Annotated in this window: 15 protein-coding genes; 8 read left to right on the top strand and 7 right to left on the bottom strand. The window is 60.0% G+C overall.

Going from position 1 to position 18,408, the window contains the following annotated elements:
* The first annotated feature begins 323 nt into the window (after positions 1-323).
* Positions 324-1,634, top strand: coding sequence for a leucine-rich repeat-containing protein kinase family protein (locus ACIP1X_RS10940; RefSeq protein WP_400751875.1), 1,311 nt, complete (start codon positions 324-326; stop codon positions 1,632-1,634).
* A 102-nt stretch (positions 1,635-1,736) separates the two neighbouring features.
* On the opposite strand, the gene ACIP1X_RS10935 is transcribed toward ACIP1X_RS10940, so the two are convergent.
* Entirely contained in the window at positions 1,737-2,441 is a 705-nt protein-coding gene (locus ACIP1X_RS10935) for a YebC/PmpR family DNA-binding transcriptional regulator (RefSeq protein WP_053121745.1), read from the bottom strand.
* 221 nt (positions 2,442-2,662) lie between these two features.
* Here ACIP1X_RS10935 and ACIP1X_RS10930 point away from each other — a divergent pair, with 221 nt between their 5' ends.
* Positions 2,663-4,048 carry a type VI secretion system Vgr family protein gene (locus ACIP1X_RS10930; protein ID WP_400751873.1) on the top strand — a complete coding sequence of 462 codons (1,386 nt, stop codon included), beginning with the start codon at positions 2,663-2,665 and terminating at the stop codon, positions 4,046-4,048.
* A gap of 224 nt (positions 4,049-4,272) precedes the next feature.
* Here ACIP1X_RS10930 and ACIP1X_RS10925 read toward each other — a convergent pair whose 3' ends face one another.
* Positions 4,273-5,664: an FAD-dependent oxidoreductase gene (locus ACIP1X_RS10925; RefSeq protein ID WP_400751870.1), complete on the bottom strand. Its 1,392-nt coding sequence runs from the start codon at positions 5,662-5,664 to the stop codon at positions 4,273-4,275.
* Positions 5,665-5,737: 73 nt separating this feature from the next.
* On the bottom strand, positions 5,738-7,063 hold the full coding sequence (locus tag ACIP1X_RS10920; RefSeq protein WP_212545724.1) for an MFS transporter: 1,326 nt from the start codon (positions 7,061-7,063) through the stop codon (positions 5,738-5,740).
* Positions 7,064-7,348: 285 nt separating this feature from the next.
* Here ACIP1X_RS10920 and ACIP1X_RS10915 point away from each other — a divergent pair, with 285 nt between their 5' ends.
* Both ACIP1X_RS10915 and ACIP1X_RS10910 read left to right on the top strand, forming a co-directional pair.
* Positions 7,349-8,221 carry a LysR family transcriptional regulator gene (locus tag ACIP1X_RS10915; RefSeq protein ID WP_053121752.1) on the top strand — a complete coding sequence of 291 codons (873 nt, stop codon included), beginning with the start codon at positions 7,349-7,351 and terminating at the stop codon, positions 8,219-8,221.
* 122 nt (positions 8,222-8,343) lie between these two features.
* Complete coding sequence (locus tag ACIP1X_RS10910) at positions 8,344-9,072, top strand: CatB-related O-acetyltransferase (RefSeq protein WP_400751867.1); 729 nt, start codon at positions 8,344-8,346, stop codon at positions 9,070-9,072.
* A 1-nt stretch (position 9,073) separates the two neighbouring features.
* Here the strand turns inward: ACIP1X_RS10910 and ACIP1X_RS10905 are convergent, their stop codons facing one another.
* Complete coding sequence (locus tag ACIP1X_RS10905) at positions 9,074-9,934, bottom strand: LysR substrate-binding domain-containing protein (RefSeq protein ID WP_053121755.1); 861 nt, start codon at positions 9,932-9,934, stop codon at positions 9,074-9,076.
* 112 nt (positions 9,935-10,046) lie between these two features.
* Here ACIP1X_RS10905 and ACIP1X_RS10900 point away from each other — a divergent pair, with 112 nt between their 5' ends.
* The 4 genes from ACIP1X_RS10900 (at position 10,047) to ACIP1X_RS10885 (ending at position 13,325) form a co-directional block, all read left to right on the top strand.
* Positions 10,047-11,156, top strand: coding sequence for a 2-aminoethylphosphonate--pyruvate transaminase (locus ACIP1X_RS10900; protein WP_400751863.1), 1,110 nt, complete (start codon positions 10,047-10,049; stop codon positions 11,154-11,156).
* A 141-nt stretch (positions 11,157-11,297) separates the two neighbouring features.
* Positions 11,298-12,125 (top strand): phosphonoacetaldehyde hydrolase, encoded by an 828-nt coding sequence (phnX, locus tag ACIP1X_RS10895; RefSeq protein ID WP_053121759.1) that lies wholly within the window; start codon positions 11,298-11,300, stop codon positions 12,123-12,125.
* Between the two features lie 187 nt (positions 12,126-12,312).
* The gene (locus tag ACIP1X_RS10890) at positions 12,313-12,861 is read left to right on the top strand and encodes a cytochrome b (protein WP_053121761.1); all 549 of its coding nucleotides are present in this window, start codon (positions 12,313-12,315) and stop codon (positions 12,859-12,861) included.
* 86 nt (positions 12,862-12,947) lie between these two features.
* A complete protein-coding gene (locus ACIP1X_RS10885) occupies positions 12,948-13,325 on the top strand; it encodes a hypothetical protein (protein WP_400751860.1) in 378 nt (125 codons plus the stop codon).
* Between the two features lie 81 nt (positions 13,326-13,406).
* On the opposite strand, the gene ACIP1X_RS10880 is transcribed toward ACIP1X_RS10885, so the two are convergent.
* The 3 genes from ACIP1X_RS10880 to betA form a co-directional block, all read right to left on the bottom strand.
* Positions 13,407-14,330: a 1-aminocyclopropane-1-carboxylate deaminase/D-cysteine desulfhydrase gene (locus ACIP1X_RS10880; protein ID WP_400751857.1), complete on the bottom strand. Its 924-nt coding sequence runs from the start codon at positions 14,328-14,330 to the stop codon at positions 13,407-13,409.
* Positions 14,331-14,511: 181 nt separating this feature from the next.
* Complete coding sequence (locus ACIP1X_RS10875) at positions 14,512-16,551, bottom strand: FAD-dependent oxidoreductase (RefSeq protein WP_400751855.1); 2,040 nt, start codon at positions 16,549-16,551, stop codon at positions 14,512-14,514.
* 167 nt (positions 16,552-16,718) lie between these two features.
* A complete protein-coding gene (gene betA / locus ACIP1X_RS10870) occupies positions 16,719-18,407 on the bottom strand; it encodes a choline dehydrogenase (protein ID WP_212545719.1) in 1,689 nt (562 codons plus the stop codon).
* Between the last annotated feature and the right edge of the window lies 1 nt (position 18,408).

Genomic DNA, 18,408 nt, shown 5'->3' with positions numbered 1-18,408 from the left:
AATCCGTAATCACCGCCAAACCATTGTGGGAGTGGGCTTGCTCGCGATGCAGTTAACAATCCACTATTGATGTCGACTGACACGACGCCTTCGCGAGCAAGCCCGCTCCCACAGGGGATTATTGCCAGACGCAGAATCCGTAATCACCGCCAAACCATTGTGGGAGTGGGCTTGCTCACGAATGCAGTCAGCCATTCACTATTGATGTTGACTGACACGACGCCTTCGCGAGCAAGCCCGCTCCCACAGGGGATTGCGGTGCCGTTATCATGTCGGTCATTTCGGCGCCTTGCGCTTGTCCTCTTTCTAAAGTGAACACCTCCATGCATACCCTTGCTCAATTGCGCGCCGGCGAGTTGTCGGGCATCACGCGGCTGGATCTGTCGTGCGGGCTGACCGAGTTTCCGCGCGAGATTTTCGAGCTGGCCGACACCCTCGAAATCCTCAACCTCAGCGGCAATAATCTGAGCAGTCTGCCGGATGATCTGCACCGTCTGACCCGCCTGCGCGTGCTGTTCTGCTCCGACAACCCGTTCACCGAACTGCCCGCCTGCCTCGGCCAATGCGCGGCGTTGACGATGATCGGTTTCAAGGCCAACCGCATCGTCAACGTTCCCGGTGTCGCGCTGCCGCCGCTGTTGCGCTGGCTGATCCTGACCGATAACTGCATCGAAACCTTGCCGAGCGAACTGGGCGAACGCCCCTATCTGCAGAAACTCATGCTGTCTGGCAATCGTCTACAAGCGCTGCCGCCGTCGCTGAGCCAATGCCACCGGTTGGAGCTGTTGCGCATCTCCGTCAACCAGTTCACCGAGCTGCCGCAATGGCTGCTGAGTTTGCCGAGCCTGACGTGGCTCGCCTACGCCGGTAATCCGCTGGAAACCGAAGCCGCTGCCGCCCTTGAAGCCACGCCACTGATTGACTGGTCAGCGTTGCGTCTGGAGCAGAAGCTGGGCGAAGGTGCCTCCGGGGTTATTCATCGGGCGATCTGGCAACGTGCCGATCACAGCGAAGAGCCGGTCGCGGTGAAGTTGTACAAAGGTGAGATGACCAGCGATGGCTCGCCGCTGCACGAGATGAACGCGTGCATCACCGCCGGCTTGCACCCGAATTTGATACGCGTTGAAGGGCGAATCGACGGCCACCCCGACGGTCAGCAAGGCTTGGTCATGCAATTGATCGATCCGAGCTTTCGCAACCTCGCCGGGTTGCCAAGCCTGGCGACGTGTTCGCGGGATGTTTACGCCGATGACCTGCGCTTCACGGCAGACGTTGCGCTGCGCATTGCCAAGGGCGTTGCTTCGGCGGCGGAGCACCTGCATCAGCAAGGCATCACCCACGGCGATCTCTATGGGCACAACATTATGTTGAACGACCGAGGCGATTGTTTATTGGGGGATTTTGGCGGGGCGTCGTTCCATGCCACGACGGATAACGCGCAGACGCAGGCGCTGCAACGCATTGAAGTGCGGGCGTTCGGGGTTTTGTTGGGGGAATTGCTGGCGCGTATCGATTCGGGGTTGAGTGAAGAGCGCCTCGTGCAACTGCAAGCACTGGAGCGGCGTTGCTGCCAGGCGGATGTGCTGGCGCGGCCGGGGTTCAGTGAAGTTTTGCGGGATCTTGAAAATTTGTGACCGCTGCGCGGTCAATCGCGAGCAGGCTCACTCCTACAAGTGAAATGCGTTCCAATGTAGGAGTGAGCCTGCTCGCGATGAGGCCATCAGTGGCGACGAAAATCAGCCAGCCAGACCCACAAACATATCCTGCACGTCATCATGGTTATCGAGGCCTTCAAGGAACGCCTCAACTTCAGCCATCTGCTCATCGCTCAACCCGGTCACCGGGTTTTTCGGCTGGTAGCCAAGCTTGGCCGACAACACGGTGAAGCCTTGCTCCGGCAACGCTTTCTGCACAGCATCAAGGTCAGTCGGGTCGGTCAGGAACAGTGTTGCGCCGTCTTCGCCCGGCTCGAAATCCTGAGCACCGGCTTCGATCGCGGCCATTTCCGGATCGGCGTCCGGGGTGTCCGGCGACGCTTCGATCATGCCAACGTGATTGAAATCCCACGCGACCGAACCGGAAGCGCCCAATTGGCCCTTACGGAACGCGACGCGGATTTCGGCGACGGTGCGGTTAACGTTGTCGGTCACGCACTCGACGATCAGCGGCACCTGGTGCGGGGCGAAACCTTCGTAGGTCACGCGATGGTATTGCACCGCTTCACCGAGCAGACCGGCGCCTTTCTTGATCGCGCGATCGAGGGTTTCTTTCGGCATCGAGGCTTTCTTGGCCTGTTCAACCACCAGACGCAAGTGTGCGTTGGTGGTGGTATCGGCACCGTTACGCGCAGCAATGGTGATTTCTTTCACCAGTTTGCCGAAGATTTTGCCCCTGGCGTTGGCTGCCGCTTCTTTGTGTTTAACCTTCCACTGTGCGCCCATTACTCACTCTCTTGATCTGTGGCGCCGAGACATCTATTGGCCGACGCGTGGCGCCAAGTTTATACGGCCTAAAGTCGGCAATCGACCAAAAATATTGATTGGCGAATCGACATCTTCACCACAACGTGTAGGGCGATTCTGAAAAGCTGCCCTGCGGTGACTATTCCGCGCTGCGGTTTCGTACCCTCTGCCGTCCGTATTGACCGACAGAACCTGTACGAATGCTCAATGACATGGAAAGTCCCTTCACCCTGACCCTGATCGATGGCGGATTGTGCCTGCCGGTGGTGCGTTTCACCGGTGATGAAGCGCTCAATCAGCCCTTTCGCTTCGAGGTCGATGTCATTGGCCTGGCGCCCGCCGTCCTGCCCGACAGCTTGCTGGAGCAACCGGTGTATTTACGCCTGAGCGAGCAGCACGGTGTGCATGGCCTGATTCACAGTGTCCGTTGCGAACATCGCGGCACGCACCGGATCGGTTATCGATTGGTGCTGGTGCCTTATCTGCAACGTCTGGCGCAATCGCTTAAACGCCGGGTGTTTGTGCAGTTGAGTGTGCCGGCGATCCTTGCACAATTGCTCACCGAGCATGGGCTGCCAATGGACAGTTTTCGTATCGAAATGACCGTCGGCCACTACCCCGTGCGGGACTTTTGCATTCAGTACGAGGAAAGCGACCTGGCGCTGCTGCAACGTCTGTGTGAAGAGGAAGGCATCCATTATCACTTCGAGCATCGACCCGACGGGCATGTGGTGGTGTTTGCCGATGACAGCCTGAGCCTGCCGCAAGAACCCACACTGTTGCCCTTCAGTCTCGACGATGACACGCCTTCGCCACGGGTCTGCGCGCTGTTTCAGCAACATGACGCCGCGCCGGTTCGAGCGCTGCACCGGGTGCACAACCGGGGGCAACAGGCGTCGGGCGAGGACTCGGCCAATCAAACCGTGCCTGTCCTCGCACCGCAGATGTTGTCCCTTGAACAACGTCATGCCGAACAACGCAGCCGCCGCCATCTGGAGCGCCAGCGCTGCCAGTACCGCTCGATTCACGGTCGCTGCGACAGCCCCGGATTGCACAGCGCCGACCTGCTGCAAGTGACCGAACATCCGATCAATGCCTTCAATGAACAATGGTTGATCACGTCGGTGCGCCATCAGGGTCAGCAACCTTGCATCCTTGATCGGGCGCCGAGTGTGTATCGCTATCACTGCGAGTTCACGGCTTTGCCATGGTCGACGGATTTTCGCCCGGCGCTGAAACAATCACGGCCGAGCATTCCGGGGATTCACTTGGCGCGAGTGCTGGGCACGAAGGGGCAGCCATCGAAACTGGATGACAAGGGGCGAATCAAGGTGAGCTTGTGGCCGAGGCCAACATCGCCTGATTCTGAGGGGATTTGGCTGCCGATCGCGTTGACCAACGCCAATGGCCGCATTGCCGCGCATGAATTACCCCGCGCGGGCAGTGAGGTGTGGGTGAGTTTTCTCGACAGCGATCCGGATCGACCGATTTTGTGTTTGGGAGCGCAGCGCGAATCCGCGCCGGTTGAAGCACCGCCTGCACGCGACAGCAGCCTCTTACTAGACTGGCTAACCAACCGCTCCTGATCCCTACGGACAACCCAAAACCCTGTGGCGAGGGGATTTATCCCCGTTGGGTTGCGAAGCGACCCTAAAACCTGAGCACGCGGTGTCTCAGTAATACTCCAAAGAGGGGGCCGCTTCGCAGCCCAACGGGGATAAATCCCCTCGCCACAAAAATCCCATCACAACAAAAAAAATTCCCATCACCACAAAATTCCCGACAACAGGATTGCCAAAAAAGCTGTGCATCAACCCTTATCCGCCTTACCCGCAGCAGCGGCGAATTTCGCCAGGCGCACGTCCAGATGCCGTGGCCGGTGGCCGTGATCTTCGGCGCGTTCCTTGCGGCGGATGGCGTTGCGTACCATCAACGAGCCCAGATAACGAATCGGCTCCGGCGGGAAATACCCCAGCGGCCCGTTCACAATCGGCGAACGCGTCCAGGCGTTATCCAGCCCCTGCACCAGCGACGCCAGAATCTGCCCGCCCATATGACAAGGCCCAACCCCGCTGCCGGAATAGCCAAATCCATAAAACACATTACCGCTGCTGCTCATCTGACCAAAAAACGGCAAACCGGTCACCGAGCGATCCGACGGCCCGTTCCACGTCGCATCGACTTTCACATCGCTGAACGCCGGGAAGAAGTCATCCAGACTGCGCTTGAGCAACCCGGCATACGGCGACGGCTGATCGAACACCGGCAGCATCCGCCCGCCAAAGGCAAAGGTGTTGCCGCCCTTGCCGAGCATGATCCGGCCGTCCGGGGTGTTGTGGTAGTAGTGCACGAAAATCCGCGAATCGAGCACGGTGACGCCGCTGGTCAAACCGATTTCCTGCAAGAGATCCGGGCGCGGTTCGGTGATCAGCATGTCGCTGGAAACAATCGCCACGCTGCGTTCGAACTGCGGAAAGGCCCGGGCCATCCACGCGTTCATCGCCAACACCACGCGGTCGGCGATGATGTTGCCGTTGGGCGTCTGAATGCGCGCCGGGCGCCCTTCCTCCAGCCCGGTCATTGCTGTGTTTTCATGGATCGTCACGCCCAGTTGCAACGCCACGCGGCGCAATCCGCGCACCAGTTTGCCCGGTTGCACACTGGCCGCTGCTGGCGAAAACCAGCCTTCAAGATGTTTGCTGGAACCTGCCATGCGCTGCACATCAGCGACCGGCCGCTGGGTGAACGAGTTGATGCCGTTACGCTCCAGCGCCGCGATCACTGCATCGGTCGAGCCGACCTGCGCACGGTTGGTCGCGGTGTACAGCGTGCCGTCGAGGCGGTAATCGGCATCGACGCCGTACTGCTCACAGAACTCGCCGATCGCATTAATGCTGCGCTCGGATTCCTTGACCAGACGCACCGCCTCCTCGACGCCAAACAGGCGTTCCAGGGTGAAATATTTCGCCGACCATGACAGCGCACAACCGCCGTTACGGCCACTGGCGCCAGCGCCGCAGATGTCGGCTTCGATCAGCCGCACATCGAGTTCAGGGTTCTGTTGCTTGAGCATGATCGCCGTCCACAACCCGGTGTAACCGCCGCCGACGATGCACACGTCGGTGCGCACTTCGCCTTGCAGCGGCGGGCAAGTCTCGGACGTATCAGCCTGCAAGGCCTGCTCCAGCCAAAACGGTCTCATGGGATTTCTCCAGTCAGTGGGCCACGGCGCAGCCTGCCGCGAACATCGCAGCAGGCCACGCGGCAGCGGGTTTTCAGGTACGCAGAGGTTTGATGGTCAGCGGGCAATTGGGGATCGAGGCGCGTGGTTCCATGACGCCGACCGGGCGGCTGTTCCAGTGCGGGATCAGCACCAGTGCCGAAAACAATGCGCAACCGGCGAAGACGATGAACACCGTCACCGAGTCGAAGTAACCCGGCAGCAAACCACCGAGTACCGCGCCGACCGAGCCGCAACCGTTGACGAAACCGGCCGCCGTGGCGCCCGCCTTGGCTTTACCGAAATCGATGGCGGCTGCACCGCTGATCATCGAGTCCGGGCCATACAGGGTCAGGCCCATGACAAACAGCAGCGCGACCACCAGCAACACACTGCCGGTTTGCAGCGCGGCCATAAACAGCGCCAGCGTCACGGTCAGCGCCAGCAAACTGATGACGCAGGCCGGCATGCGCCGCGCACCGAACAGTTTGTCCGAGGCCAGACCGATGAGGATCGGCCCAAGCAATCCAGCCAGTTCGAACGAGGTCGGAATAATCGCCGCGCCGACCTTGCCGACACTCGGCATCTGTTCAAACACGATCACCGGGCCCCATAACAGAATCGCGTAACGCGCCGGTTTCAACATGAAATACGCCAGACCGAGCACCAACACCGTGCGGTTGCGCAGGATTTCCTTGAGCGGCTCCCACACGCTGAGTTTGCTGTTGGCCTCGGTTTCCTCAGCGGTCAGTACCGGTTCCGGATCGACTTCCGGCAGGCCGACGTCTTCCGGTTTATTGCGCTGGAAGATAAAGAACAGTACCGCGACCACTGCCACCACCACCGCGCTGGAAATAAACGCCGCGTGCCAACTGCCGATCAACGTATACGCCCACCAACCGGCGAACGGCGACGCAACCAGACCGCCAAACGCGTAGCAGGAACTCCACAAGCCAAGCACCCGCCCGCGTTCCTTCGCAGGAAAGAAACTGCCAAGGTTTTTACACAACCCCGACCATCCGGTGGACTGCGCCAGGCCTTGTATCAGCATGCAAGTGGCGAAAATCGGAAGTGTGGCGTAACTGCCCATCACCAACGCGGCTGCGGCGGAAATCAGCAAGCCGCCGAGCACCACGACCCTTGGGCCAAAGCGGTCGGCGAGCATGCCCCAGGTGAATTGGCCCACGGCATACGCCGCCAGATAGATGGCGTCGAGGTTGGCCATGGCCATTTTGTCGAGCATGAAGGTCGGGTCTTCGGCGATGCCCAGTTTGGCCACCGAAAAGGCTTTGCGGGTGAAGTAGAAAGCGGCGTACGCAAGCCAGGTAATCGCGAAAATCTGCACGCGCCAACGTGCGATGGTGCCGATGTGCTTGTTCATTGTGGTTCTGACCTCAGGGTGTGAGTGTGCCGGCAGAATCGTTAAGCAAAACGCCTGTGTTTTTATTGTTGAGCACTGCGATACCACCCTTCCCTCTGGCGGTACCGGTCAGATGAGGCCTGCTGTTGCACGCACAGGCTCATGGCCAACGCCGCTGCTCGACCGAGCAGTCAGCGATGGCGTGAGCCGATCAAAGCAATTACTGTTTAATAAATAAAATCGATTTATCGTATTTCACTCATAAGCTCAGCTTGTTACTGAACTGATCTCGCACCAGGAGTCGCCATGGCAGTCTCCCACGCCCAACTCAAAGCCTTCCACGCCGTCGCGGTGCATGGCAGCTTCACCAAAGCCGCCGAGCGGCTCTACCTCACGCAACCGGCGATTTCCGACCAGGTGCGCAAACTGGAAGAACGCTTTGGCGTTTTGCTTTTTCACCGCAATAAACGTTCCGTGCGCCTGACCGATCTGGGCGAACGCTTGCTGGCGATCACCCAGCGGCTGTTCGTGATCGAAGCCGAAGCGCAGGAATTACTTCAGGAATCCCAGGCCTTGCAGACCGGCAGCCTGATTCTGGCGGTGGATGCGCCGGTGCATGTACTGCCGCAGATCGCGCGGTTCTGCGAGCGCTATCCGGGGATCAGCGTGAAGATCGAGACCGGCAACACCGACGAATCGCTGTTTCGTCTGTTCAACTATCAGGCCGATCTGGCCCTGCTCGGGCGTGATGTCAGCGATGAACGCCTGCTCTGTGTTCCGTTGCGTAACGATCCGATGGTCGCGTTTGTGTCGCGTAATCACCCGTGGGCCGAGCGCGAATCGATCTGCCTGGCGGATCTCGATGACACGCCGTTGGTGTTGCGTGAACACGGTTCGGTAACCCGGCAAACCCTGGAAGAAGAAATGGCCCGGGCCGGGTTTCGCATTCGTCCGGCGATTCAGGTCGAAGGCCGGGAAGCGGCGCGTGAGGCCGTGGTGGTGGGGATTGGCGTCGGCGTGGTGTCGGCGGCGGAGTTTGGTGCGGATTCGCGGGTGTGCGCGTTGCCGATTATCGACTGCACGCGGCGCCTGACGGAAACGCTGGTGTGCCTGCGCGAACAGAGTTCGCGGCGCGTGGTGGCGACGTTTCTGGAAATGGTGCGCGAGAGTCTGGCGTAACGTCGGAATTTTCGTATTCAGTCGGATCGAGATCGTCGGCTACACTGGCGCCTGAGCTCCTGTGACAAATTATTTCCCGACCCCTTTCGCAGAGTTGCGATCACGGAATCGAAGAACGCATCGTGAAAAAACTAATCAATTCCGTTCGAGATCATTTCTGGAAGAAATGGATTCGCCAGCACGATTGCAAAGTCGCCGGTGGCATTTCCTCGTTGCACAAGCGATCCAGGCTGACGCTCGAGGAGCACGTGTCCATCGGCTATGTGGCCATCGAGTCGAAACACCTGACCATCGGTGCGCACACCTACATTCGCAGCGATTGCGTGCTGTCTGCCGTCTCCTCGATTGGCCGCTTCTGCTCGATCAGCACCCGCTGCTTTATCGGCCAGCAAAAGAGCTCGCATCCCACTGACTGGCTCAGTTCTCATCCCTTTCAGTACACCGACACCGCCCTGACCTTCGACCCGGTGGTGGCCGACGTCACCATCGGCCACGACGTCTGGGTCGGGCACAGCGCGATGATTCTTGAAGGGGTGCAGATCGGCACTGGCGCGATTATCGCGACGCGTGCGCTGGTGACTCAGGATGTGCCGCCCTACGCGATCGTTGCTGGCACTCCGGCGAAGATCATCAAGTACCGGCATGACCCGCAGACCATCGAACGGTTGCTCAAGAGTCAGTGGTGGAATCTCGATGTGAAGCTGTTGCAGACACTGCCGTTGAACGATCCGGCTGCCGCGCTGGATCTGCTCGAAGGCATGCAGTTGAAGCAGGCGGATTACCCTAGAATCGAGGTCACGCGCAAAACTACAGCGATCCTGCCGGCGCAAGCGCAGTTGGCGATTGCCTGATTCAGGCCGGTGCCAAACCGAAAAACGCCTGAATCAAGCGCAATTCCCGCCGCCGCTCCATGCAACCGATCATGTGCCGGTTGACCAAGCCGTCGCCGACAATCGGAATCGCCACCACGCGCGGGTCATGGCTGACCTCTACCGATGACACCACGCCGACGCCCAACTCGGCGGCCACCGCTTCCGTCACCGCCTCGCGGCTGTCCAGCTCCAGCAGCACACGCGGATGGATTGCGGCCTGCGCACAGGCCTCGTCAAACGTTCGCCGGGTGATCGAACTCGGTTCACGCAACACCATGATCACTTGATCCAGCTCCTTGAGTTTCACCTCGCCTTGGCGGGTGGCCCACGGATGCGCGGCGGGCACCAGTGCGCAAATCCGCGACTCGCTCAGCGCTTGCAGGTGCAGGCCTTTGCGCGGCTCGACTTCGGTCAGCACGGCGACGTCCGCGTGCTCGGATAACAGCGCCGCGAGGGTTTCCTGAGCATTGCCCAAACGCAGATTCACCGTGATCCCCGGATAACGCGCGCGCAGGCTCGCCAACATCGGCATGACCATGTGCGGGCCGTCCGCCGCCACTTCGAGGCGCCCGGTGAGCAATTGCCGATTGGCTTCGAGCATGGTCTGCGCCTCTTCCGCCAAACCGAACATCGCGCGGGTGATCGCCGCCAGTTTGGTGCCCTCCTCCGTCAACTCCACCCGTCGCGCAGTGCGCCGCAACAGGGTGATCTGGTAGTGCTCCTCCAGCGCCTTGATGTGCCCGGTGACCGCCGGCTGACTGATGAACAACCGCGCAGCGGCACGGGTGAAGCTGCCTTCGCGGGCCACGGCATCGAAGGCGCGCAGTTGGAACAGGTTCATGGATAACTCTCACTGATGGCTGGCATAACAACAAACAATTTGATTGATGCAACGCCGAATTGCAACGTATGCCCCGTAGCTTCATCCCACAGCGCTATCCGAGGACACACGAATGAGTATTGCCGAACCCATCCTGCTCACTCCCGGCCCGTTGACCACTTCGGCCCGCACCCGCCAGGCGATGATGGTCGACTGGGGGTCATGGGATGACCGCTTCAACCAACTGACCGCCAGCCTCTGCGAACAATTGCTGGCGATCCTCAACGGCGCCGCCACTCACCATTGCGTGCCGTTGCAGGGCAGCGGCACCTTCGCCGTCGAAGCGGCCATCGGCACCCTGGTGCCGCGCGACGGCAAAGTCCTGGTGCTGATCAACGGCGCTTACGGCAAACGACTGGCGAAAATCTGCGAAGTGCTCGGCCGCTCGTTCAGCACCTTCGAAACCGCTGAAGACGAACCGACCACCGCCGCCGACGTCGACCGCTTGCTGCGCGCCGACAGTGATATCACTCACGTCGCGCTGATTCATTGTGAAACCAGCACCGGGATTCTCAATCCGCTGCCAGAGATCGCCCAAGTCGTCGAACAGCACGGCAAACGCCTGATCATCGACGCCATGAGCTCCTTTGGCGCCCTGCCGGTAGACGCGCAAAAAGTGCCGTTCGACGCACTGATCGCCGCGTCCGGCAAGTGTCTGGAAGGCGTGCCGGGGATGGGTTTTGTCTTCGCTCGCAAGGAAGCGCTGGCCGCGGCGGCTGGCAATTCGCACTCGCTGGCGATGGATCTGTTTGATCAACACGCTTATATGCAGAAAACCGGTCAATGGCGCTTCACCCCGCCGACCCACGTGGTCGCGGCGCTGCACGAAGCGCTGCTGCAATACAACGAAGAAGGTGGTTTGCCGGCACGGCATGCGCGTTATGCCGCCAACTGCCAGGCGCTGATGGAAGAGATGGGCAAGCTTGGCTTGCGCAGCTTTCTGCCGGCAGCGATTCAGGCGCCGATTATTGCCACGTTCCATGCACCGAGCGATCCGCGTTATCAGTTCAAGGATTTCTACGAACGGGTCAAAGCCAAGGGTTACATCCTTTATCCGGGCAAGCTCACTCAGGTTGAGACCTTCCGTGTCGGCTGCATCGGTCATGTCAGCCCCGACGAAATGCGCCAGGCCGTGGCGGCTGTTGGTGAAGTGCTGCGTGAGATGGAAGTCCTCGACATCTGACCCCACCACCCATCCCCTGTGGGAGCGAGCCTGCTCGCGAAAGCGGTCGAACATTCAACACCGATGTCGACTGACACGACGCCTTCGCGAGCAGGCTCGCTCCCACATTTGAACTGCATTCAAATCAGGAATTTAATTGCCATGAACTACGTCAATCCAAGCAAGCTGCAAGCCGCGATCCTCGACTGGGCCGGTACCGTGGTCGATTTCGGTTCGTTCGCGCCGACGCAGATTTTCGTCGAAGCCTTCGCCGAATTCGATGTGCAGGTCTCCATCGAAGAAGCCCGTGGCCCGATGGGCATGGGCAAGTGGGATCACATCCGCACCCTCTGTGATCAGCCGCAAGTCGCCGAGCGTTATCGCAAAGTGTTCGGCCGCACGCCGACCGATGATGACGTCACCGCGATCTACAACCGCTTCATGCCGCTGCAGATCGAGAAGATCGCCGAGCACTCGGCGCTGATTCCCGGCGCGCTGGAAACCATCGCCAATCTGCGTCAGCAAGGGATCAAGATCGGTTCCTGCTCCGGCTATCCGAAGCAGGTCATGGACAAAGTCGTCGAGCTGGCCGCCACCAACGGCTACGTCGCCGACCACGTGGTTGCCACCGACGAAGTGCCGAACGGTCGCCCATGGCCGGCCCAGGCACTGGCCAACGTGATTGCCTTGGGCATCGACGACGTCGGCGCCTGCGTGAAGATCGACGACACCGTGCCGGGCATCCTCGAAGGCCGTCGCGCCGGGATGTGGACGGTCGCGCTGATCTGCTCGGGCAACGCGCTGGGCCTGGATTACGAAGGTTTCCGCGCCTTGGGCAGCGATGAACTGGCCAGCGAACGCAAGCGCATCCACGCGCTGTTCGAGAGCTCGCGTCCGCACTATATGATCGACACCATCACTGATTTGCCGGAAGTGATTGCCGACATCAACAAGCGTCTGGCCAAGGGTGAGATGCCGCAATCGAGCTGATTGCCCGGCCCGCAGTAAACAAAAACGCCAGCGTCTGCCCGACGCTGGCGTTTTTTTCATGAAACCCGTGACACAGAGCATTGAAAGTCCGATCAGCCTCAGGCAAATCCGCCAAAGCGGATTACAGTTAAAGCATGCCGTCGCGCTAGAACGGCAGTGTTGACCCTGATCTGTGAGGAAACACCGTATGCCGTGGACAAGTTCCGAATCTCGCTACAGCACCGTGTCGGTTCTGCTGCACTGGCTGATGCTGGTGTTGTTGGTGCTGGTGTATGCCAGCATGGAATTGCGCGGCTTCTTCCCCAAAGGCAGCGGCGGCCGCACGCTGATCCGCGAAGTGCATTACATGCTCGGCCTGACCGTGTTCGTGCTGGTGTGGTTTCGCCTGCTCGCGCGCAGCCTCGGCCCGGCACCGAAAATCTTCCCCGCTTCGCCACAATGGCAAACCGTACTGGCGCGGCTGATGCACTGGGCGTTGTACCTGTTCATGATCAGCATGCCGATTCTGGGCTGGCTGATCACCAGCGCCGAGGGGCATCAGGTGATGTTCTATGGTTTTGATCTGCCGCTGCTGGTGGGTGAGGACAAAGCCTTCGCCAAACAGGTGGAAGGCTGGCACGTGCTGATCGCCACGATCGGTTACTGGCTGATCGGCCTGCATGCGCTGGCGGGGATCTATCACCATTATGTGGTGAGGGATAACACGTTGCTGCGGATGATGCCGAAGCGCGGGTAAACCCACTGAGGCTTCATTGTGGCAATGCATTCATTGTGGCTGGCAATGGGATCTATCTGGGTCAATGCAAACCATTGTGGCAAGCAATGGAATCTATCTGGGGCAATGCAAACCATTGTGGCAAGCAATGGAATCTATCTGGGGCAATGCAAACCATTGTGGCTAGCAATGGATCTATCTGGGGCAATGCAAACCATTGTGGCAAGCAATGGAATCTAGCTGGGGCAATGCAAACCATTGTGGCTGGCAATGGAATCTATCTGGGGCAATGCAAACCATTGTGGCTAGCAATGGATCTATCTGGGGCAATGCAAACCATTGTGGCTGGCAATGGGATCTATCTGGGGCAATGCAAACCATTGTGGCTGGCAATGGGATCTATCTGGGGGAATGAAAACCATTGTGGCGAGGGGATTTATCCCCGTTGGGCTGCGAAGCGGCCCCAAAACCTCAATATGCGGTGAGTCAGGCTGAACTGCGGTGGCTGAATTGGGGGCTGCTTCGCAGCCCAACGGGGATAAATCCCCTCGCCACAAAAATCTCACCTATCGGGGCTGGAAACCGCGTCTGCCTTGTAGGCCGCCAGTGTGGATGAAGATCAGTCGTGTGCCGCTGGAAAATTTACCTGACCCAATTTGTTCCTTAAGGGCCAGCAGCGCTTTGCCGGTATACAGCGGTTCCAAGGGCACACCGCTAGCCTGTTCGGTCTGTTCAATAAACGCGAGCAACCCCGGATCAACCTTGGCAAAACCACCTCGGCTGGCATCAATCAATTCATACCCCGCATATACTTGCCCCGCTTCTCGCAGAATCGACTCAACCTGCGGCGCCACACCGTGATCTTCCGGCACCGCCAACGCACCATAAACCGTATGCGCCCCAGCCTCGGCCAGCACCAGCCCCGCCAGCGTCGTCCCGGTGCCGCACGCCAGCCACCAGCCGTGGTAATCACTCCAGCCCAATGAATGCAATTGCGCGTCGACCTGCTCCTTAAGCGTCACGCAACCGAGCGCACCCGATAGTCCCCCGCCACCCTCCGGCACCGCGTGCAACTCTGGATACTGCGCCTGCCACGGCAACCAGAACCCCGGCTCATGCCGTGCCCGGTAACCGGCAAACCCCAACCAATGCAGGTGCATGCCGAACGCCTGCAGATCCTTCACCGTCGGCGTTTCCTGGGCATGCCCGCGCAACAGCCCCACGGTTTTGAACCCCAGCCGTTTCCCCGCTGCTGCCAACGCATGCAAATGATTGGAGTGCGCACCGCCAAGGCTGATGATGCCTTCGGCGCCCACACGGTCAGCGGCTTTGAGGTGTTCGCTGAGTTTGAACCACTTATTACCGCTGATCAGCGGGTCGATCTGGTCGAGACGCAGGATCGCCACTTCGATGCCGGCGGCGGTCAGCCAGTCCAGATGAAGAGGTTCGAGGGGGGCTTGGGGTAGCCAATCGGAGGGAGGCAAAAGCATAAAATGCCGGCTCTGTTCAAAGAGCCGGCATCTTAACAGCGACGCGCAGAAAATCTGTCAGTGTTCACGATCCCCTGTGGGAGCGGGCTTGCTCGCGAAGGCGTCGTGTCAGTCAACATTTGTAGTGCCTGACACACCGCTTTCGCGAGCAAGCCCGCTCCCACAGGTCATGCGGTGGAGTTTAGAGTTCAGCGGCGAGGCGCGAGCCTTGGTTGATAGCGCGTTTGGCATCCAGCTCTGCCGCGACATCCGCGCCGCCGATCAGGTGCACATTCTGCCCCGCCGCGACCAGGCCATCGTGCAGCTCACGCAATGGATCCTGCCCCGCGCAAATCACGATGTTGTCCACCGCCAGCAGTTGCGGCTCGCCGGTTTCGCCGATGCGAATGTGCAGACCGTCATCATCAATGCTCAGGTATTCCACGCTGTTGAGCATCTGCACTTGCTTGTTCTTCAAACCGGTACGGTGAATCCAGCCAGTGGTTTTACCCAGACCGTCGCCGACCTTGGTTTTCTTGCGCTGCAACAGGAACACTTCACGCGCCGGTGCATGCGGCGTCGCTTTGATCCCGGCGACGCCACCGCGTGCTTCCAGTTTCGTGTCGATGCCCCACTCTTCCCAGAACGCGGCGCGATCCTGACTGGTCGCAACGCCTTCGTGAACGAGGAATTCCGAGACGTCAAAACCGATGCCGCCAGCGCCGATCACCGCGACACGCTTGCCAACCGGTTTGCGCTCAAGGATCACGTCGATGTAGCTCAACACCTTCGCATTCTCGACACCCGGAATCGCCGGCAGACGCGGGGCGATGCCGGTGGCGAGGATGATTTCGTCATAACCACCCTCGACCAGTTTCGTCACGTCGACGCGGGTATTCAGGCACACCTCGACATTGGTGGTCTGCAGCTTGCGCTTGAAGTAACGCAGGGTTTCGAAGAACTCTTCTTTGCCCGGCACACGCTTGGCGATGTTGAACTGGCCACCGATTTCGCTGGCCGAATCGAACAAGGTCACCTGATGGCCACGCTCGGCGGCCACGGTGGCGGCAGACAAACCGGCAGGGCCGGCGCCGACTACGGCAATCTTCTTGATCTGCTGCACCGGCAGATAGTTGAGTTCGGTCTCGTGACAGGCACGCGGGTTGACCAGGCAACTGGTCAGCTTGCCGCCGAAGGTGTGATCGAGGCACGCCTGGTTGCAACCGATGCAGGTGTTGATTTCGTCGGCGCGGCCTTCAGCAGCCTTGTTGACGAAGTCCGGATCAGCGAGGAACGGCCGCGCCATCGAGACCATGTCGGCATCGCCTTCAGCGAGAATCTGCTCGGCGATTTCCGGGGTGTTGATGCGGTTGGTGGTGATCAACGGAATGCTCACCGAACCACGCAGCTTGGCAGTGACCTTGCTGAACGCGGCACGCGGCACTTTGGTGGCGATGGTCGGAATCCGCGCTTCGTGCCAGCCGATGCCGGTGTTGATGATGGTCGCGCCGGCCTGCTCAATGGCTTTGGCCAGGGTGACGATCTCATCCCAGGTGCTGCCGCCCTCGACCAGGTCGAGCATCGACAGACGGAAAATGATGATGAAGTTCGGGCCCACCGCTTCACGCACACGGCGGACGATTTCCACTGGCAGGCGCATACGGTTTTCGTAGCTGCCGCCCCAACGGTCGGTGCGGTGGTTGGTGTGCGCGGCGAGGAACTGGTTAATGAAATAACCTTCCGAGCCCATGATTTCGACGCCGTCGTACTCGGCGGTTTGCGCCAGCACCGAGCAAGTGACGAAATCACTGATCTGCTTCTCGATGCCTTCCTCGTCCAGCTCTTTCGGTTTGAACGGGTTGATCGGCGCCTGAATCGCGCTCGGTGCCACTTGTTTCGGGCTGTAGGCATAACGACCGGCGTGGAGAATCTGCATGCAGATCTTGCCGCCCGCATCGTGCACCGCGCGGGTGACGATACGGTGCTTGAGCGCTTCTTCTTCGGTGGTCAGCTTGGCCGCACCAGAGTACACGCAGCCCTCGTCATTCGGGCCGATCCCGCCAGTCACCATCAGGCCAACACCGCCGCGCGCACGCTCAGCGAAGTACGCCGCCATGCGCTCGAAACCGCCCGGTTTTTCTTCCAGGCCGGTGTGCATCGAACCCATCAGGGTACGGTTGCGCAGCGTGGTGAATCCCAGATCCAGCGGGGCCAACAGGTGCGGGTAATGAGCGGCGGTCATCGGTAACTCCACAACGAGCAATCACGGAAAAGTTGCGGGAGCTCTGCGTCCCCCGTCAGTCATGTTCGACAGACTAAGAGCCGCACCGTGATCACTCAATGACCGTAACTGACAACTTAATGATCTAAATGCACACCACCTGCGTCGGCGCTGGATCACTCGAACAGCTAAACCCGGACATTGCGCCCTGGCAACGATGTGCGCTGGCTGTTCTCCCAATCCTGCACCAGCCCCACCGGCGCCTCTGACGGCGGCAACATCGCCCGCCCGCGCAGCAGATCACTGGCGCGTTCGGCGAGCATGATGGTAGGAGCATTGAGGTTGCCGTTCGGTTCGCTCGGGAACACCGACGAATCGATCACGCGCAGGCCATCGAGGCCGTGCACGCGCAGTTCGGAATCCACCACCGCCAGCGCGTCCTCGCCCATTCGACAGGAGCCGCACGGGTGATAAGTGCTTTCGAGGTTTTCGCGAACGAAGGCATCGAGGTCTTCGTCGCTGTTAACCAAAACGCCGGGAGCGATTTCGCTGTCGCGGAAACGATCCATGGCTTTCTGGCCGATGATCTCCCGGGTCAGGCGGATACAGCGGCGGAAACCTTCGCGGTCTTCTTCGCGTTGCAGGTAATTGAACTGGATCTGCGGATGCTCGTACGGATCCGCCGAGCGTGCGCGCACATAGCCGCGGCTCTTGGGTTTGTTCGGCCCGGTGAGCACCATGAAGCCGTGGCCCTTGATTGGCTTGTTGCCGTCGTAACGCATGGCCGCCGGCAGGAAGTGAAACTGAATGTCCGGCCAGCGCAAACCCTTGTCCGAACGGATAAACCCGCCAGCCTCGAAATGGTTGGTCGCGCCGAGGCCATCCTTGAACAGCAGCCAGCGCAAACCGATGAGCAATTTGCTCAGCGGATCCATTTTGCTGTTGAGGGTCACCGGTTCCTTGCAACTGAACTGGATGTACACCTCGGCGTGATCCTGCAGGTTTTCACCGACACCGGGCAGATCGTGGCGCACTTCGATGCCGGCCTTGCGCAGCACGTCGGCCGGGCCGATGCCGGAGCGTTGCAGCAGGTGCGGCGAGCCGATTGGCCCGGACGAAACCACTACTTCGCGCCGGCAATAGACCTCGTGCGTCTGGCCGTTGTGGTCATAGCTGACGCCGACCGCACGTTTGCCGTCGAGGAGGATCTGCCGGGTCATCGCGTGGGTGATCACGGTGAGGTTCGGGCGCTCCATCGCCGGGCGCAAATAGGCGTTGGCCGTTGAACAGCGCACACCGTTTTTCACGGTCATGTGCATCGCGCCGAAACCTTCCTGCATGTAGCCGTTGCAGTCGTCGGTCTTGATGTAACCCGCCTCGGCGCCGGCCTGCACCCACGCGCCGTACAGCGGATTTTTCATGTGGTTGCCGTTGGTGGTGTGCAGCGGCCCGGTCTGCCCGCGATAGTTGTCGCCGCCTGCTTCATAGTGCTCGGCACGTTTGAAATACGGCAGGCAATTGCGGTAGCCCCAGCCTTGCGCACCGAGGGATTCCCACTCGTCAAAATCGCAGGCGTGACCGCGAATGTAGACCAGCCCGTTGATCGATGAAGAACCACCCAGCACCTTGCCACGCGGGCAATGGATGCGCCGTCCGTTGAGGAATGGCTCCGGTTCGGTTTCATAGCGCCAGTTGTATTTTTTGGTGTTCATCGGAATCGAAAAAGCGCTCGGCATCTGGATCACCACACTGCGATCGCTGCCACCGAATTCCAGCACCAGCACCGAGGTGTCCGGGTCTTCGCTCAAGCGGTTGGCCAACACACAACCGGCGGAGCCGGCACCGATGATGATGTAGTCGTATTTTTGCGTAGCCATG

The organism is Pseudomonas sp. NPDC088885 (assembly GCF_044750025.1).
Taxonomy (GTDB): domain Bacteria; phylum Pseudomonadota; class Gammaproteobacteria; order Pseudomonadales; family Pseudomonadaceae; genus Aquipseudomonas; species Aquipseudomonas rustica.
The sequence above is the reverse complement of the archived record's forward strand: the minus strand, read 5'-3'. Positions and strand labels throughout refer to the sequence as shown.

Excerpts from the sequence above, each read along its gene's own strand:
- ACIP1X_RS10935 (WP_053121745.1), bottom strand. The coding sequence starts at position 2,441 with ATGGGCGCACAGTGGAAGGTTAAACACAAAGAAGCGGCAGCCAACGCC.
- ACIP1X_RS10925 (WP_400751870.1), bottom strand. The coding sequence starts at position 5,664 with ATGAGACCGTTTTGGCTGGAGCAGGCCTTGCAGGCTGATACGTCCGAG.
- ACIP1X_RS10930 (WP_400751873.1), top strand. The coding sequence starts at position 2,663 with ATGCTCAATGACATGGAAAGTCCCTTCACCCTGACCCTGATCGATGGC.
- ACIP1X_RS10880 (WP_400751857.1), bottom strand. The coding sequence starts at position 14,330 with ATGCTTTTGCCTCCCTCCGATTGGCTACCCCAAGCCCCCCTCGAACCT.
- phnX (WP_053121759.1), top strand. The coding sequence starts at position 11,298 with ATGAACTACGTCAATCCAAGCAAGCTGCAAGCCGCGATCCTCGACTGG.
- ACIP1X_RS10940 (WP_400751875.1), top strand. The coding sequence starts at position 324 with ATGCATACCCTTGCTCAATTGCGCGCCGGCGAGTTGTCGGGCATCACG.
- ACIP1X_RS10900 (WP_400751863.1), top strand. The coding sequence starts at position 10,047 with ATGAGTATTGCCGAACCCATCCTGCTCACTCCCGGCCCGTTGACCACT.
- ACIP1X_RS10915 (WP_053121752.1), top strand. The coding sequence starts at position 7,349 with ATGGCAGTCTCCCACGCCCAACTCAAAGCCTTCCACGCCGTCGCGGTG.
- ACIP1X_RS10885 (WP_400751860.1), top strand. The coding sequence starts at position 12,948 with ATGGAATCTATCTGGGGCAATGCAAACCATTGTGGCAAGCAATGGAAT.
- ACIP1X_RS10920 (WP_212545724.1), bottom strand. The coding sequence starts at position 7,063 with ATGAACAAGCACATCGGCACCATCGCACGTTGGCGCGTGCAGATTTTC.
- ACIP1X_RS10890 (WP_053121761.1), top strand. The coding sequence starts at position 12,313 with ATGCCGTGGACAAGTTCCGAATCTCGCTACAGCACCGTGTCGGTTCTG.
- ACIP1X_RS10875 (WP_400751855.1), bottom strand. The coding sequence starts at position 16,551 with ATGACCGCCGCTCATTACCCGCACCTGTTGGCCCCGCTGGATCTGGGA.
- betA (WP_212545719.1), bottom strand. The coding sequence starts at position 18,407 with ATGGCTACGCAAAAATACGACTACATCATCATCGGTGCCGGCTCCGCC.
- ACIP1X_RS10905 (WP_053121755.1), bottom strand. The coding sequence starts at position 9,934 with ATGAACCTGTTCCAACTGCGCGCCTTCGATGCCGTGGCCCGCGAAGGC.